Source organism: Gilliamella sp. ESL0405, from assembly GCF_019469205.1.
In the GTDB taxonomy this organism is placed as follows: domain Bacteria; phylum Pseudomonadota; class Gammaproteobacteria; order Enterobacterales; family Orbaceae; genus Gilliamella.
The window spans coordinates 1,736,447-1,752,222 of record NZ_CP048265.1 but is presented as its reverse complement, the minus strand read 5'-3'; the positions used below and the strand labels follow the sequence as shown (position 1 = coordinate 1,752,222).

Sequence of the window (15,776 nt, the reverse complement as noted above, 5' to 3'; positions counted from 1 at the left end):
CATGTTTGAGCAACTACTTGAGCCTCGATATTTATGGTGGTTATGGGATGCTTTTTTAGTCACCTTAGCGATTTCATTTCTCACCATTATTTTATCAACGCTTTTAGGTTTTTTATTAGCTATTGCAGAGCAAAGCCACTTTAAATTGATTAAAGGGGTAATAGGGGGATATAACGCTATTTTTCGTTATTCACCATTATTGCCTCAACTGTTTTTTTGGTATTTTGGCGTAGGCAACTTGTTGCCGGCTGAATTGAAAATGGCGTTATTAGATGAACCACAAATCTCTTGCTATTTTTTCACGTTAAAAATGCCTTCTTTTGAATTTATCATCGGTTTAATTGCGTTAACATTTTATTCAAGCGCTTTTATTGCCAAAGAGTTTCAGGCTGGGATTTCCGGCGTGGCAAAGGGTCAACAGCAAGCCTCTTTAGCATTGGGGTTAAGTTGGTGGCAAAGTATGCGATTTATCATATTACCGCAAAGTTTTCGTATCGCCTTTTCGCCTTTAATTGGTCAATATATGAATATCATCAAAAATTCATCATTAACCATGGCTATCGGGGTGCTTGAGCTTTCTTATGTATCACGGCAGATTGAAACAGAGTCACTAAAAACATTTCAAGATTTTGCTATAGCAACATTGTTATATATTTTAGCCATTGTGATAGTTGGTACCCTTGGCAATATTTATCAAACAACAAGATTATCAACCAGTAAGGTTTAGAAAATAATGGAACTTAAAGGATTAACGGTTATTTGGGATAATTTGCCTTATCTTATGTGGGGTAACTTTCCCGGCGGTATATTTTTAACGCTAATGATGAGCGTTATTGCGATAATCTTCTCAACGCTATTAGGCATACTCGCCGGTATCGGTCTGACCGTTCTTAACGGCATCGCTCGTCAATTACTCATCATTTTACTTGGTTTTTTACGGGCTATTCCGGTCATTATGCTGATTTTTTGGACTTATTTTCTTTTGCCGGTTTTGTTAAATATTGATGTACCGGCAATTGCAACCGTGATCTCGGCCTTAACCTTCATCGGCGCTGCTTATATTGGGCACTCTGTGCATGCTGGCATGGTGGCGATAGCTAACGAGCAGTGGCAAGCAGCTTACTCGCTTGGGCTGACAAAACGACAAGTGATTGGCTATATTATTTTACCTCAAGCGTTGAAAATGATGTTGCCGTCGTTTGTCAATCAATGGGTATCATTAATCAAAGACACCTCGTTAGCTTATATTGTTGGTGTTGCTGAATTTACCTTTATTGCTACGCAGATTAACAACCGCAGTATGGTTTATCCGACCGAAATCTTTTTATTTGTTATTTTGGTCTATTTTGTGATTTGCGCATCACTCGATATTTCTGTTTCGCGATTGACGCAAAAACGATTCAATCAGAAAAATTAAAAAATAGGGTGACTAAGCTTAAACTATCTATCAACAACTACGTTAATAACAAATACGATATCGACAATTACGCATTGATAACGATACATCGACACTTGCTGTTTGCTCCTTTGCTTAAACGATTTTATCGTATCATTACGCCATACAGATTGCTTAATATGGTTATTGGCTTGATGATTTATTAAGGTTTTTTTAAGATTTAACGATTAAATTATTCAAAAGTAATCAATAATTCAAGTGGATGCGGTATGTGGCGCGATTTAAATACTCAACTTTTTTTGTTAATCAATGCTTCTGATCATGCATCGAAGCTGTTTATCTCTTTTGCTATCTTTTGTGCCAACTATCTGGCCTTTCTACCGATTATTGTGCTCATTATCGGTGGCGCAATTAATAAAAGTTATCGCTTGTTGATTATTAAGATTGTTGTCACTTTAATCGTAGCACTTAGCATCACATTTTTAATTCGACATCTGATCTATTCACCCCGCCCGTTTGCACTGGATATTGGTACGAATTATCTATATCATGATAAAACCAGCTCATTTCCTAGTCAGCATGCAGTATTTGTTTGGGGAATTTGTTGCACTATATATTTCAACTATCAATCTCAATTAAAAACCTTGCTTTACTTTTGTACAATTGTTGCCTTGCTGGTTTGTTGGAGCCGTATTTATCTTGGAATACATTGGCCACTCGATATCGTAACCGGATTTTTATTGAGTTTGATATCGGCATACATCATCAATAAGATTTGGTTGTTGCGTGCGAATAAATCCCGATAGCTGACTCAATAGATAATAATAAAACGTTTATGGCAACTAACAATAATGATTTGGTATATGTGCAGCAAAGCATATAATAAATGTCAAAATATGCTCATGATTCTAATATCGATAACTGGGGTGATTCCTAATGAAAATACTGATTGTAGAAGATGATAGTCTATTACAAAAAGGGCTTTATGACGGTATTACCTCTAATGGTTATGTATGTGAAGTGGCATCAAATGGCAAGCAGGCGGAAGATCTTATCCAATTTTCTCAATTTAGCTTGATCATATTAGATTTGGGGTTACCCGATTGCGACGGTTTAGAGCTGTTGATGCGCTGGCGTAAAAATCATATTGATATCCCTGTGCTCATATTAACCGCTCGTGATACGATTGAAGATCGCGTCGAAGGTTTAGATCAAGGAGCGGATGATTATTTAATTAAACCCTTTGCATTGACCGAACTCCTTGCCAGAGTGCGAGCATTAATTCGCCGAAATCAAGGAACGGCTGATAATGTAATAACTTATGGTGCAATTACTATTGATATCAAACAACAAAAAGTGACATTGGATGATAAAGAAGTGACCCTTACGCCCAAAGAGTTTATTGTTTTATCCCGTTTGATGCTTAAAGCGGGCGAAAAGGTTCATCGTGATCTGTTACAAAATGATTTATATGATTGGCAAAGTGACCCTAGCTCCAATGTGCTAGAAGTGTATATTCACGGTTTACGGACTAAACTAGGCCGAAAAACCATTCGGACTGTTCGTGGTTATGGCTATCAACTCGATGTTAGTCAATAATCAGTTTTCTCGCTTTATGGATAAAATCAGATATGATTCGTCAATCCCTCAGTAACATTCGCCATAGTATCCGTTGGAATCTCTTTTTCACGCTGGGCGCAATTATGCTGATATGTCAAATTATCACGGTATTATGGTTATGGCATGAAAGTAAAGAGCAAATCGATGTCCTTGTCAATTTAACGTTAAGTCAAAATAAGATTGATGAAGTTGTTGAGCACGAAGAGCTAGAAGCCATTTTTGCCTTATTTTGCTCAGCGTTTTCGATGATGTTAGTCACGCTATTTTTGGCTTATAAAGCGATCAAATGGATCACAAAGCCGCTTGAAATACTTGAACAAGATTTAAATCAACGTACAGAAGATAATCTTAAACCCATTAGCCAAATTAGCCACATGCGGGAAATCAAATCAATCACTAATGTGTTAAATAAACTCTTTGTCCGATTAAGTAATACATTGGTACAAGAACGCTTGTTCACAGCGGACGTTGCTCATGAAATGCGCACGCCATTAGCCGGCATTCGCTTACATTTAGAACTTTTAGAAAACAAAAATAAGATTGATTGCCGTGAATTAATTGAACGGATAGATCGACTGGTCAATACGGTTGAACAATTGTTAATGCTGGCACGGGCAAGTCAAAAATTCACTATTGGGCAATATCAGAAGATAAATTTTTATGACGACATCATCATCCCACTTTCTGATGAACTGACCGAATTAACTGAGCAAAAACAGCAACAGCTAGTATGGTATTATCAAGATAATCAGCTATTTTTTAATGGTGATGCTACCTTGATTCGATTATTGATTCGCAACTTAGTGGAAAATAGTTATCGTTATAGCCCGGCAAACAGCAAAATAACGGTAAGTTGCTTTAAACAAGCCGATATGATTGTGATAACAGTAGAAGATGAGGGGAGTGGTATTGATGAGTCAAAAACGGAAAAACTGACACAAGCGTTTTTCCGTATGGACAGGAAACATAATGGTATCGGGCTTGGTCTGAGTATTGTCAACCGTATAACCAAATTACATCATGGGCAATTTACGTTAAAAAACAGAGCAAACCAGCAAGGTACCATTGCAGAACTTAAGCTGAGTGATTCACATCATTGACCAGATTTGTGATCAAAGGATTATGGGTATTTTCTCTGATTAGTGATTTTAAAAATCGTTGCCAAGTTCGTTCAATTTTGCTTTTAGCAAAAAAATCGATGTAGTTGGCAATGGGAATAAAGGTTGAATTGCCGATATTATCAATAATGACTAATCGGTTTTGATCGGCAGATTGATGTTGAAACAAAATATTTTTGCTTTTAATGGTCATGGTAATAATGCGATCACGCAATAAATCGGCTTTTAATTTTTTCAAAGCGGTTACCAGCGCTGAATAGTACTGCGAAGTCAGTTGCTCATCAGCAAGATATTTTTCAAGGGTAGTTGATGTGTTACCGTCTTGATCTCGAATCAACTCAAAAACTTGACCTTCGCCAAGATTAGTATTGACCGCACCATAATACTGCGCCAATGCGTCCCACGCGATATGACGTTTGATAAGGTGTTTATAATACGCTATCTCACGGCTGGTTTCTTCTTGCGCACCTTCGTTATAATTAACTTTGATACATTTATTGGCATCATCAGGATGATGATAACATTTGCGGTGTAAGCCTTTGCTAATATACTCTTTATCGGTAAGTTGGATTAGATTTTTCATAGATATTGATATTGGCTAATTGAGTTTTTTAAAGAGTTTAACAGTAACTGTTTTTTCTCGCTACGATTTTTTATGATAAACGCTAGCGCTTTTTATATATTTCTGTATAATATCGCCACCCACGTTACGACAGCGTTCTTCCCAACGCTGTTTTCGGTTGTCAAAATTAGTATAACAACTCGAAGGGGTTAGTTAATTAATAGCAGCAATCAAAAAAGTGTAAATAAATCATATGATTTATTAACGTGAGATTAATTAAATTATTGGATAATTACGAATGAGTACTTTTTCAGCTAAACCAGAAACAGTTAAACGCGACTGGTATGTTGTGGATGCAGAAGGCAAAACGTTAGGTCGTTTAGCAACTGAAATCGCAAGCCGTTTGCGTGGTAAACACAAAGCAGAATATACACCACATGTTGACACAGGTGATTATATTATCGTTATCAATGCCGAGAAAGTTGCTGTAACAGGCAAAAAACGCACTGATAAGATCTATTATCGTCATACTGGCTACATCGGTGGGCTTAAAGAAGCGACTTTCAAAGAAATGATTGAACGTCATCCTGAACAAGTCATCGAAATCGCTGTAAAAGGCATGTTACCGAAAGGTCCTCTAGGTCGTGCAATGTACCGTAAACTAAAAGTTTATGCTGGTAGTGAGCACAATCATGCGGCACAACAACCGCAAGTATTAGATATTTAAGGGGATAAAAGATGGCTGATAATCAATATTACGGTACAGGTCGCCGCAAAAGTTCTGCTGCTCGTGTGTTTATTAAACCAGGTAGTGGAAATATCGTTATTAACAAACGTTCTTTAGAGCAATACTTTGGTCGTGATACTGCTCGTATGGTTGTGATGCAACCACTTGAGTTAGTTGAAATGACTGACAAACTTGATCTTTACATCACTGTTAAAGGTGGCGGTATTTCAGGTCAAGCTGGTGCGATTCGTCACGGTATTACTCGTGCATTAATGGAATATGATGAAACTTTACGTTCATCATTACGTCAAGCGGGCTTTGTTACTCGTGATGCACGTCAAGTAGAACGTAAAAAAGTGGGTCTACGCAAAGCACGTCGTCGTCCACAATTCAGCAAACGTTAATTGTATTTTACAAAAACGTTATCAAGTTGTACCAAAAACCCGGCATTGGTCGGGTTTTTTTATGTTTAACGTGCTTGCTGAAAAATAGTGAAATAACTTTACTGATATTTCCCGTCAAAAAATCTTATCACAACGCTAAAATCTTAAATCTTGATCACTTTTTTTGCTTAAACACCTATAAAATCTGAAATTTCTTGTCAAAATCGTCATATTTCGGCGATTCTTAATAAGAAAATTCATTTTTTTTAACAAATTTGTTATCCAATTTGCTAGAATAGAACTTATCTAAACTAAAATTTAATTTTAATATTTGGAGTGAACATGGTTGTTGCTGTTAATAAACGTTCTGTAATGACATTATTTTGTGATACAACTGATATTTACGGCCATCAGATTCGTTTTGTGCTGGCGGAAAAAGGCGTAACTGCGGAGATTGAGTTTGTCAAAGCTGACAACTTACCCCAAGAACTTTTGGATCTTAACCCATATAGCTCTATCCCAACCTTAATCGATCGTGATCTCACGTTGTTTGAGCCTCACATTGCCCTCGAGTATCTTGATGAGCGATTCCCGCATCCACCGTTAATGCCTGTTTACCCAATTGTGCGTGCAAATTCTCGATTGACAATGTACCGTATCAAACGAGAGTGGTACAGCGCCTATGAAACCATTATTGCTGATCCGGATAGTGATGCAGCAAAAGTCGCTCGCAAAAACTTACTTGATGATCTTGTTTCTATCTCGGTCATGTTTAAAGAAAAAGACTATTTTATGAGTGATGATTTTACCTTATGTGATTGCTATTTTGCACCACTATTATGGCGTTTACCTGTTATGGGCATTGAATTGCCTAAAGTGGCTGAAAAGAATTATTTAAGCTATATGGCACGTATTTTTGAACGTCCTGCTTTTGTCAGTTCGTTAACCGATGACGAAAAGAAAATTAGGGCATAATCAACCCTTTTAATTGCAATTGAAATCAACAAGGTAACCTTTATGGAATATGAACAAATGTTGCCACGTCGCCCGTATCTTTTTCGGGCTATTTATGATTGGATTTTAGATAATCAATTAACCCCGTATATTCTCGTTAACACAACCGTTCCGGGGGTACAGGTGCCACGGCAATTTATTCAAAATAATCAGATCGTGTTGAATATTGCGCCCCATTCAGTTGGGCAATATTTAGCAAACAATGATCGGATTGAATTTAATGCCCGTTTTTCAGGCGTGTCCGAACATATCATTGTTCCAATGGAAGCGTTAGTTAGTATCTATACTCGTGAAAATGGCATGGGTATGGGTTTTCATGATGAACCGCAATATGAAATGCAACGTGAAAAGTCATCTAACCCGACAACACAAACCGATAAAAAGCCAGCCAACCCGTTTCGTGTGATTAAGTAATTATTACATAAGCATTAAATAATTATTATCCATTTGTTAAATAATAGCTTTTTAAAAAAGCTATTATTGCATATGCTGGCAAGATTATTTGAAACCTTAATCAAGCAGGCAACTTTTAGCAAGTATTGTCATTTGTATTTTCTTGTCTTTTCGATATATGATATAGCAAACTAACTAACAAATTAAATCTGTATGAGCCATGAAATTGAATTAAAGTTTCAAATTAATCAAGAAGATATTGCTAATCTTCAAGCCTTTTTAAATCAATGGGCGAGTAGTGATGAGCTTGAGTTTTCGAGCTTATCGAAAAAGCAGCGTACATTTTCAACCTTATCTTTGGCTAATAGCTATTATGATACAGCCGATAACTATTTGCGCAATCATCATTGTGGATTAAGACTAAGATCGACGGAAAACAACCAGACTAAACAGTACGAAATGACGTTAAAGCGTGATAGTCACGCTATCGCCGGTTTACATGAGCGTGCTGAATACAATGTTGATTTAAGTCAACCACAACTCGATTTGTCTCTTTTTCCGGCGCAAGTGTTCCCTAAAGCGTGTGATATTACAACGCTACAACAAAATTTAAAACCACTTTTTACCACCAACTTTACCCGTCAAGTCTGGTTGATCTCGTTTGCCAATAGTGAAATTGAAGTTGCCTTAGATCAAGGTGAAATCACCTCTAATGGTCAAACTATACCAATTCAGGAAGTCGAGTTAGAGATCAAACACGGTAATAAACACGATCTTTTAAACTTTGCCAACGAACTGAGCCGATTCCATTTACACTTATTTTCACAAAGTAAAGCTGCCCGGGGATATCGTTTGTTAAATAATCAAAAACTATCACCTACGGAGTTTGAATTAACGCAACAATCAAGCTTGTTTGATATCATCAAATATTGGCAAAAAAACGAAGAGTATGCGTTATCAATTGATAATCTTGATTTTTATAAGCGGGTACTTGATCAAGTTAATCATCAGTTAATGAATAAAGCAGATAAATTCAATCCCGAACTTACACAGTGGCAAATGGCATTATCGGCGATAAATACGATCAAAACATTTGCATTTAGTGAAATTAATACAACACTCAAACTTATGCTGATTGCACAAATCGATAATGAAGTTAAAAATGAGTGATTTAAAAAGTATAAAAATATGTTTAAATATAACTTTTTTGAAATCACCATTGTGGTTTGTTATCGTTTTTGGGTTGTTAAATAGTATTGCTGTTGTGGTTATTTATTACAGATTGTTCAACGATAATTTTGTTAAACAAGCTTTGAAATTCCAGGCAAATTGATTGTTTAAAAATTTATCATCTTACTCAATTCTCTTTTTCCTCCATTTTTATCAAGCTATGACCACATTTCCCTGTTTTAAGTAGGGGGAAATGGTTGGCAGTTAGGCAAAGCAACTTAATGAAAAATAAAAGCAAGATAAAGTTTGATTATTTGATAGACAGTAAAAATAACATTTGCTATTTTACCATTGATTTGCCATTAAATTACATTTCTTAGTAAATAAATTTAAATAACTCCATGGAATAGTAAGGAAAAAACATGAAGAAATTAAAATTAAATAAAATCACACTACTCGTTAGTGTGTCGTCCACCGCTTTATCGCTATTTCCATTGTCAGCTAACGCACTCTCAATCGACCACACTAATATCACAAATTATCTCAATAGTGGTATTTCAACCGATCGTGAACAAGATTCCATTGATATTGATACTTCTTCAGCAGCAGGGCCCCATATCATTAAAGATAGTGGTAAAGCCTTAGAAGCCAACAACGACCAATCAATTTTTATTTATGGTGATAATTCATTTGATATTCAAAGCCATTCTAATGGCAATTACAACAGCTTTAACGGGGTGAATGTTCGAAACGGTGGAAGATTTTATTTTCATACCGATCTAAATATCGCGCAAGGTGCAGGTACCGGTATTTATATTGCAAGTGAGGGTAGAGTGCTATCCTACAATAAAATTAACATTGATAGTACCAGCTCAAATAGCAACGCTTTTATTGGTATCCGAATGTACAACTCTAGCGATCAATCTCACTCCGAAGGCGATTTTCATAACAAAGTTAACATTAATTCAGCCGGACAAAATAGCTATGCTATTTATTCGCTTAAATCCAATAATCCTAACGCTGTCCGTACTTATTTAAAGTTTAGAGATCATGTGTCAATCAATATGACTGGTCAACAAAGTCATGGTATAGCGTTTAACCAACAATCAATCAACTCAGTAAATCCTGATCCAATTGAAAATAATTTTATGGAATTTGGCAACGGTGTTGATTTAATGATTGCCAATGGTATCCCTATTAACATGCAACAGCTTAATGGGTCTTTAAATATTTATACTTCGGATGATGTTAAAAACCGAATTGTGAGTAAATCGAATCAAGAATTTAATGCAATTCAATCGTTAGGGGGCGAAATTGATATCGCTGGTCAAACGCTTATTGAAGGCGATATTTATGCGAAGAAAGATCGCATGGGTGATGCTCTTATAAACTTCGTTCTTTATGATGGATCGTATTTATTAACCTCAATGGATAACAATAATCAATATGCCAATAATAAAGGCGAGATAAATCTTATCCTGGAGGGTAATCAAAGTCAGTGGAAGATGACCAATAATTCGTATCTTGATCATTTAACCTTAGATCAAGGAGCTAAAGTCTCTTTTGGTTATTCTTACACAACCCCGAACATGCCATTAACGCTCGATAGTCACAATAAAATGGAGCTTATCGCTCAATCATTAGATGGTGAAGGTTTGTTTGAAATGCGAACTGGCATAGGTCAAACGCTTGCGGGCGATCTGCTTAAAATTACTGGCGTAAGGCAAGCTTGGGGCGATCATAAAATTGCCCTCATTGACAATAAAACTGGCGCCAACCGGGTAAACGGTACCGAAAAAATAACTTTAGTTGAAACCCAAGGCGGCAATGCCAATTTTGCTATGGCATCTTCTTTTGATATCGGGCCTTATTTATTTAACACGCTAACCAAAGTCAGCGGTGAGCGTGATACAACCTCTGAAGATTGGGTATTGTCGGCAATTAGCAATCCAAATGTTGTAAATGACGATAACAGTGATGACGACGACAACAACGACGGCAACACCGACGACAATAACGGCAACACCGACGACAACAACGGCAACACCGACGGCAACAACGGCAACACCGACGACAATAACGGCAACACCGACGACAATAACGGCAACACCGACGACAACAACGGCAACACCGACGACAATAACGGCAACACCGACGGCAACAACGGCAACACCGACGGCAACAACGGTAACAACGACAGTAACAACGGTAACACCGACGGCAACAACGGCAACACCGACGGTAACAACGGTAACAGCGACGGCAACAACGGTAACACCGACGGTAACAACGGCAACACCGACGGTAATAACGGCAACACCGACGGTAACAACGGTAACAGCGACGGTAACAACGGCAATAATAACGATACCGGCAAAGATAAAACAAAACCAACTTTGACTAATACCGCAAAAAATGCCGCCAATATCCTGAATTCAAACTATTTAATGAATTATGTCGAAACGCAAACATTACTACAAAGAATGGGGCAGCTACGTACAAATAACGGTGACGGTGGCGATGTCTGGGGTCGAATTTACACCGGTAAATTAAGCTCATTTAATGATAATCGCTTATCTAATTTTGATATGCGCTATTATGGATTGCAACTCGGCGTCGATCGAAAAGTGGATAATGATAATCTTGATATCTATTACGGTATTATGGGCGGATTTACCCGTGGTAATACTGATAATCATGTCGGAGATGGTCATACCAAAAGCTATTCAGTTGCGTTATATACCTCATTACAAGCACACAATGGTTTATATTTTGATGCATTAGTCAAATATATGCACATGTCACATAAATTTAACACGAAAACAGGTGGTGGTTATGCGGTTAAAGGCGACGGTGATACTAAAGGCTTTTCAATTGGTGCCGAAATCGGTAAACGCTTTTATATCAACCAATGGTATATCGAACCACAAATGCAGCTTACCTATTCACAACAAAATAGCGCAACAATCAAAGCCAGCAACGGCTTAAAGACCAAATTAAGCCGTTATAACTCACTGATCGGTCGAACCAGTGCAATTTTAGGATACTCAACACAGATTGATGACAACCCAATCGATATTTATATCAAAACAGGATTCCTAAAAGAGTTTGACGGCGAAACGGCTTATACCTTTAATCATGTCGCCAAAGAAAAATATGATTTTGGGGGTAACTGGTGGGATAACGGCATCGGTGTAAATATGCAGTTAAATCAAAATCATCATCTTTATGGTGATGCTGTTTACTCAGTGGGTAATAAGTTTGATCAAAAACAGATCAATCTAGGTTATCGATATTCATTTTAATTTAACCACTATTTAAAACAACAAATTATCTCTGGTGGACGAGGGTAATTGGCAAATAATAAAAAATTTGCTAAATAATTTTCGCTCCACCTACTTTTTTAGACTTGAGCGATAACAACATAACTTTAAATAAAAAAATAATTGATAAGGATAGGTAGGAATGAAGGTATCTTATTGTAAATTGCCCTTGATGTATGTGTTATTTTTCTGGCTATTTAGCTTAAGCTTTTGGATTATCGATGCGGTTTTTGTGTCTGAGATACAACGTGGAATCTTTGAAATTTTTTGGTCTCAAGACCTTATCTATAAAGTTAGATTCCTATTATTTATTTTTATAGAATATCTTCCTGCTTCAATAATGATTTTTATTGTCTCATTGATCCTATTAAATAAATATTCTATCCATCAAATTACCAGAAAAAATAGCTTTCAAGGTGGATTGATTATGTTTATCACCACTGTTTTTATTAAATTAATTTCCTATATCTATTTTAGCAATTCAATGACACCGCTACCGCTATTACAATCTTTATCACTATTACTATCTAACGCTGTGATTATTTTGGTTTGCATTCCACTGATATTCTATCTTATGGTTAGATTCTTTAACCCCGATATGACACCTATTGACACTGCGATAGCCTGTCAAAACAGCCCAAAGCTTCATTTAGTATTGTTTATCTTATTGTATAATTATTATTTTATAGCATTATGTGTTTATGGGTATTTACATCAATATTCATTACTTCTTTTTTTAGTGATTTTAACGATTTGTAATGTACTGGGCTATCTGTGCTTACGTGGTTTATTTCAAAAAGTAAATGAAAAATTACAGTGGCTAAAAGTCGTTACTAGTTCATTTTTACTATTCGTATTAAACGGTCTGCTCATGTTTGGATTAACTGTTTTAACCGGATTTTTCGTCAGTAAGATCTTTCATCTTCAACAGAGCTCTTATCAGGAGGTTGAATTTTATGATCATCATCATAACTCCCTGTTTACGGCTAATCTTTTGATATTAATGCTGTTAAGTTGCGTTATGGTAAGAGTTGGCGTAATGTTATTTTTTGGCAGGCAAAAACCTCAAAAACAATCTTAATTCGAATGGAATGACCAGCATGACAGAATTGAAAAAAGTATTTAATCAACAAAAACAGAAAGTCCTGGCAAATTTGTCAAACATTGATCGTGATTGTTTACAAGCAAGCCTTGATATTTTAATTCAGAGTGATTTTCTGATTGATACATTTAATCGATATCCTAGCTGGTTATCGCAATTGATTAGCGCTCCCCCACAAGCTGATGAAAGACGATTTTATCAAACTTGGCTGAATGAACAATTAGCATCGGTCACCAATGAGGAGCAATTGATGAAAACATTAAGATGTTTTCGTCGTTTTATCCTGACTCGTCTTGAATGGTCTCAATTGACTAAGATCAGCACCGATGAACAAATACTATTGCAACTGAGTGAACTTGCTCAAGTGATCATTATCACGGCTCGAAATTGGCTCTACCAGTTAAGCTGTCAGGAATGGGGTACGCCTTGTAATGGGCAGGGAATTGCGCAGCCTTTACTAATTTTAGGTATGGGTAAATTAGGGGGGGGTGAACTGAATTTTTCCTCCGATATTGATCTTATATTTACTTATCCCGAACACGGTCATACTCAAGGTGGACGACGAGAGCTGGATAATGCGGTTTTTTTTACTCGTTTAGGGCAACGCCTAATCAAAGCGCTCGATCACGTCACCGAAGACGGCTTTGTTTATCGGGTTGATATGCGTTTGCGCCCACTTGGTGACGGTGGCCCGTTAGTGCTCAGTTTTTCCGCTATGGAAGATTATTATCAAGAACAAGGGCGAGACTGGGAACGTTACGCCATGGTGAAAGCTAAGGTCTTAGGTGATCAGCAAGATCCTTATACCTTAGAACTCTATCAAATGCTAAAACCTTTTGTTTATCGTCGTTATATTGATTTTAGCGTATTACAATCATTGCGTAATATGAAAAGCATGATTGAACGAGAAGTGCGTCGTCGAGGTTTGAAAAACAATATAAAACTCGGCGCTGGCGGGATTCGAGAAATTGAGTTTATCGTACAAGTCTTTCAACTTATTCGAGGCGGTCGAGTAGTGGGGTTACAGACTCGTTCCTTATTACACGCTTTACAGGTGATAGAACAAGAAGGATTATTGGATGTTGAGGAAGTGATTTTATTGCGGGAAAACTACCTATTTTTACGCCGCTGTGAAAACATTTTGCAAGCCATTAATGATGAACAAACCCAAACCTTGCCTGAAAACGAACTCGATCAATTACGTCTGGCGACCAGCATGGGCTTTGATAACTGGTCAACGTTTAGCGATGATTTATCTAAACGAATGCAACTTAATCGACAAATATTTAATGAATTAATTGGCGAAGATACACCAGAATCGAGCCAATCTAAACACGATAATGATCCGTTTGATGATCTATGGGTGCCGGATTTACAATTGACTGATGTCAAAGCCGTATTACCCGGCTTAAACGAGCAAGATGCGCAGCAGCTATGTCAATTGTTGCTGCAATTTCGAGATGATATCGGCAAACGAACAATCGGCGTGCGAGGGCGTGAGATTTTAGATCAGCTAATGCCACGATTACTCGCTTTGACTTGTCATGAACAACAACCACTTATTTTACTGCCAAGAATTTTTCCATTACTGGTAAACATCGTTAGTCGTACCACCTATCTGGAGCTACTGCTTGAGTATCCAACCGCACTGAAACAATTGATCCGCTTATGTAGCGCATCGCCAATGATCAGCGACCAATTAGCCCACTATCCCATTTTGTTAGATGAACTGATTGATATCAATTCGCTCTATCAAACGGCTGCCCCTGATGCTTATAAAAGTGAACTGTATCAATATTTACTGCGTATAGCGGTTGATGATGAAGAGCAACAACTCGAAGCCTTACGTCAGTTTAAACAGATGCAACTACTGCATATTGCTGCTGCTGATGTGCAGCATGTATTAACCACCATGAAAGTGAGTGATCACCTAACTTATGTGGCAGAAGCGTTACTGGATTTCGTTGTACAAATGGCATGGAATCAAATGGTAAGCCGTTATGGCAAGCCGGATTATCTCACTGACAACCAAAAAGGTTTAGTGGTGATAGCTTACGGTAAATTAGGTGGCTGGGAGCTGGGTTATGGTTCCGATCTGGATTTGGTCTTTTTACATAACTGCCCGGCCAGTAGTGTCACCAATGGTGAAAAACAGATAGATAGTCGGCAATTTTATTTACGACTGGTACAACGTATTATCCATTTATTTAATGTCCGTACCAGCTTTGGGATTTTATATGAAGTTGATGTACGCTTGCGCCCACAGGGCGATGCTGGCTTATTAGCCTGTAGTTTAACGGCGTTTGAAGATTACCAAATGCATGAAGCATGGACATGGGAACATCAAGCCTTAGTGCGAGCTCGTGCAGTTTATGGTGAGGCTGAGCTAATTGAACAATTTAACCAAATTCGCCGCCAAGTACTTTGCAAAGCACGGGATGAAAGCCAATTAAAAACCGACGTCAGACAGATGCGTGAAAAAATGCGCCTACATTTAGGCACTACCCAAGCGGATTGGTTTAATTTAAAAATTGATGAAGGTGGCATTGGCGATATTGAATTTTTATCACAATATCTTGTGCTAAATTATGCCAATCAATATCCTAAAATAACCCATTGGAGTGATAACGTACGTATTTTAGAATTAGCAGCCAATTATCAAATTATGGATGAAACCGAAGCGCAAGCGCTCACCAACGCTTATATTGATATGCGTAATGAAATACATCAATTAGCATTACAACTTCGCCCAAGTTTGGTTGAAAGCGACAGCTTTAAGCAAGAAAGAGAGATAGTCAAACATAGCTGGGCTAAATGGTTAAGCAACAATTAGCTGTTTTATACTTAAACATAGGTATTTTCTGAAAGTTTTTGACAAGAAATATGCCAGTATAATATCGCTGACGTTAGGCAAGCAAAATGATTGCCTTGCTAAAGCAGGCTAAATGGCAAAGTAAAATAATTCAGT

General features: G+C 37.3%; 14 protein-coding genes. 13 read left to right on the top strand and 1 reads right to left on the bottom strand.

Annotation, left to right across the window (positions count from 1 at the left end; all coding sequences use genetic code 11):
• Window position 1: 1 nt before the first annotated feature.
• The 5 genes from GYM74_RS07695 to pmrB all read left to right on the top strand — a co-directional run bounded on the left by GYM74_RS07695 (window position 2) and on the right by pmrB (window position 4,116).
• Window positions 2-727, top strand: coding sequence for an amino acid ABC transporter permease (locus GYM74_RS07695; protein ID WP_220217645.1), 726 nt, complete (start codon window positions 2-4; stop codon window positions 725-727).
• A gap of 6 nt (window positions 728-733) precedes the next feature.
• The gene (locus GYM74_RS07690; protein WP_220217644.1) at window positions 734-1,417 is read left to right on the top strand and encodes an amino acid ABC transporter permease; all 684 of its coding nucleotides are present in this window, start codon (window positions 734-736) and stop codon (window positions 1,415-1,417) included.
• A 248-nt stretch (window positions 1,418-1,665) separates the two neighbouring features.
• Window positions 1,666-2,202, top strand: a complete 537-nt coding sequence (locus GYM74_RS07685) for a phosphatase PAP2 family protein (RefSeq protein WP_220217643.1) — start codon at window positions 1,666-1,668, stop codon at window positions 2,200-2,202.
• A 130-nt stretch (window positions 2,203-2,332) separates the two neighbouring features.
• Window positions 2,333-2,995: a two-component system response regulator PmrA gene (gene pmrA, locus GYM74_RS07680; protein ID WP_220217642.1), complete on the top strand. Its 663-nt coding sequence runs from the start codon at window positions 2,333-2,335 to the stop codon at window positions 2,993-2,995.
• Between the two features lie 32 nt (window positions 2,996-3,027).
• Window positions 3,028-4,116 (top strand): two-component system sensor histidine kinase PmrB, encoded by a 1,089-nt coding sequence (gene pmrB / locus GYM74_RS07675; RefSeq protein ID WP_220217641.1) that lies wholly within the window; start codon window positions 3,028-3,030, stop codon window positions 4,114-4,116.
• On the opposite strand, the gene GYM74_RS07670 is transcribed toward pmrB, so the two are convergent.
• Window positions 4,091-4,717, bottom strand: coding sequence for a YrbL family protein (locus tag GYM74_RS07670; protein ID WP_220217640.1), 627 nt, complete (start codon window positions 4,715-4,717; stop codon window positions 4,091-4,093). The two genes, pmrB and GYM74_RS07670, sit on opposite strands and share 26 nt — an antisense overlap.
• 277 nt (window positions 4,718-4,994) lie before the next feature.
• On the opposite strand from GYM74_RS07670, the gene rplM reads away from it, so the two are divergent.
• From rplM to glnE, 8 genes are all read left to right on the top strand, one after another.
• The gene (rplM, locus tag GYM74_RS07665) at window positions 4,995-5,423 is read left to right on the top strand and encodes a 50S ribosomal protein L13 (protein ID WP_220217639.1); all 429 of its coding nucleotides are present in this window, start codon (window positions 4,995-4,997) and stop codon (window positions 5,421-5,423) included.
• 11 nt (window positions 5,424-5,434) lie between these two features.
• Complete coding sequence (gene rpsI / locus GYM74_RS07660) at window positions 5,435-5,827, top strand: 30S ribosomal protein S9 (protein ID WP_034901366.1); 393 nt, start codon at window positions 5,435-5,437, stop codon at window positions 5,825-5,827.
• 321 nt (window positions 5,828-6,148) lie between these two features.
• Window positions 6,149-6,781: a glutathione S-transferase N-terminal domain-containing protein gene (locus tag GYM74_RS07655; RefSeq protein ID WP_220217638.1), complete on the top strand. Its 633-nt coding sequence runs from the start codon at window positions 6,149-6,151 to the stop codon at window positions 6,779-6,781.
• Between the two features lie 42 nt (window positions 6,782-6,823).
• On the top strand, window positions 6,824-7,234 hold the full coding sequence (locus tag GYM74_RS07650; RefSeq protein WP_220217637.1) for a ClpXP protease specificity-enhancing factor: 411 nt from the start codon (window positions 6,824-6,826) through the stop codon (window positions 7,232-7,234).
• Between the two features lie 192 nt (window positions 7,235-7,426).
• Window positions 7,427-8,383 (top strand): inorganic triphosphatase, encoded by a 957-nt coding sequence (locus GYM74_RS07645; protein WP_220217636.1) that lies wholly within the window; start codon window positions 7,427-7,429, stop codon window positions 8,381-8,383.
• 422 nt (window positions 8,384-8,805) lie between these two features.
• On the top strand, window positions 8,806-11,688 hold the full coding sequence (locus GYM74_RS07640; protein ID WP_220217635.1) for an autotransporter outer membrane beta-barrel domain-containing protein: 2,883 nt from the start codon (window positions 8,806-8,808) through the stop codon (window positions 11,686-11,688).
• Window positions 11,689-11,848: 160 nt separating this feature from the next.
• Entirely contained in the window at window positions 11,849-12,787 is a 939-nt protein-coding gene (locus GYM74_RS07635) for a hypothetical protein (RefSeq protein ID WP_220217634.1), read from the top strand.
• A gap of 19 nt (window positions 12,788-12,806) precedes the next feature.
• Window positions 12,807-15,641, top strand: coding sequence for a bifunctional [glutamate--ammonia ligase]-adenylyl-L-tyrosine phosphorylase/[glutamate--ammonia-ligase] adenylyltransferase (gene glnE / locus GYM74_RS07630; protein ID WP_220217633.1), 2,835 nt, complete (start codon window positions 12,807-12,809; stop codon window positions 15,639-15,641).
• Window positions 15,642-15,776: the final 135 nt, after the last annotated feature.

What these genes read in the sequence shown, in the direction of transcription:
- GYM74_RS07695 (WP_220217645.1), top strand. Translation starts at nt 2, where the DNA reads ATGTTTGAGCAACTACTTGAGCCTCGATATTTATGGTGGTTATGGGAT.
- GYM74_RS07690 (WP_220217644.1), top strand. Translation starts at nt 734, where the DNA reads ATGGAACTTAAAGGATTAACGGTTATTTGGGATAATTTGCCTTATCTT.
- GYM74_RS07685 (WP_220217643.1), top strand. Translation starts at nt 1,666, where the DNA reads ATGTGGCGCGATTTAAATACTCAACTTTTTTTGTTAATCAATGCTTCT.
- pmrA (WP_220217642.1), top strand. Translation starts at nt 2,333, where the DNA reads ATGAAAATACTGATTGTAGAAGATGATAGTCTATTACAAAAAGGGCTT.
- pmrB (WP_220217641.1), top strand. Translation starts at nt 3,028, where the DNA reads ATGATTCGTCAATCCCTCAGTAACATTCGCCATAGTATCCGTTGGAAT.
- GYM74_RS07670 (WP_220217640.1), bottom strand. Translation starts at nt 4,717, where the DNA reads ATGAAAAATCTAATCCAACTTACCGATAAAGAGTATATTAGCAAAGGC.
- rplM (WP_220217639.1), top strand. Translation starts at nt 4,995, where the DNA reads ATGAGTACTTTTTCAGCTAAACCAGAAACAGTTAAACGCGACTGGTAT.
- rpsI (WP_034901366.1), top strand. Translation starts at nt 5,435, where the DNA reads ATGGCTGATAATCAATATTACGGTACAGGTCGCCGCAAAAGTTCTGCT.
- GYM74_RS07655 (WP_220217638.1), top strand. Translation starts at nt 6,149, where the DNA reads ATGGTTGTTGCTGTTAATAAACGTTCTGTAATGACATTATTTTGTGAT.
- GYM74_RS07650 (WP_220217637.1), top strand. Translation starts at nt 6,824, where the DNA reads ATGGAATATGAACAAATGTTGCCACGTCGCCCGTATCTTTTTCGGGCT.
- GYM74_RS07645 (WP_220217636.1), top strand. Translation starts at nt 7,427, where the DNA reads ATGAGCCATGAAATTGAATTAAAGTTTCAAATTAATCAAGAAGATATT.
- GYM74_RS07640 (WP_220217635.1), top strand. Translation starts at nt 8,806, where the DNA reads ATGAAGAAATTAAAATTAAATAAAATCACACTACTCGTTAGTGTGTCG.
- GYM74_RS07635 (WP_220217634.1), top strand. Translation starts at nt 11,849, where the DNA reads ATGAAGGTATCTTATTGTAAATTGCCCTTGATGTATGTGTTATTTTTC.
- glnE (WP_220217633.1), top strand. Translation starts at nt 12,807, where the DNA reads ATGACAGAATTGAAAAAAGTATTTAATCAACAAAAACAGAAAGTCCTG.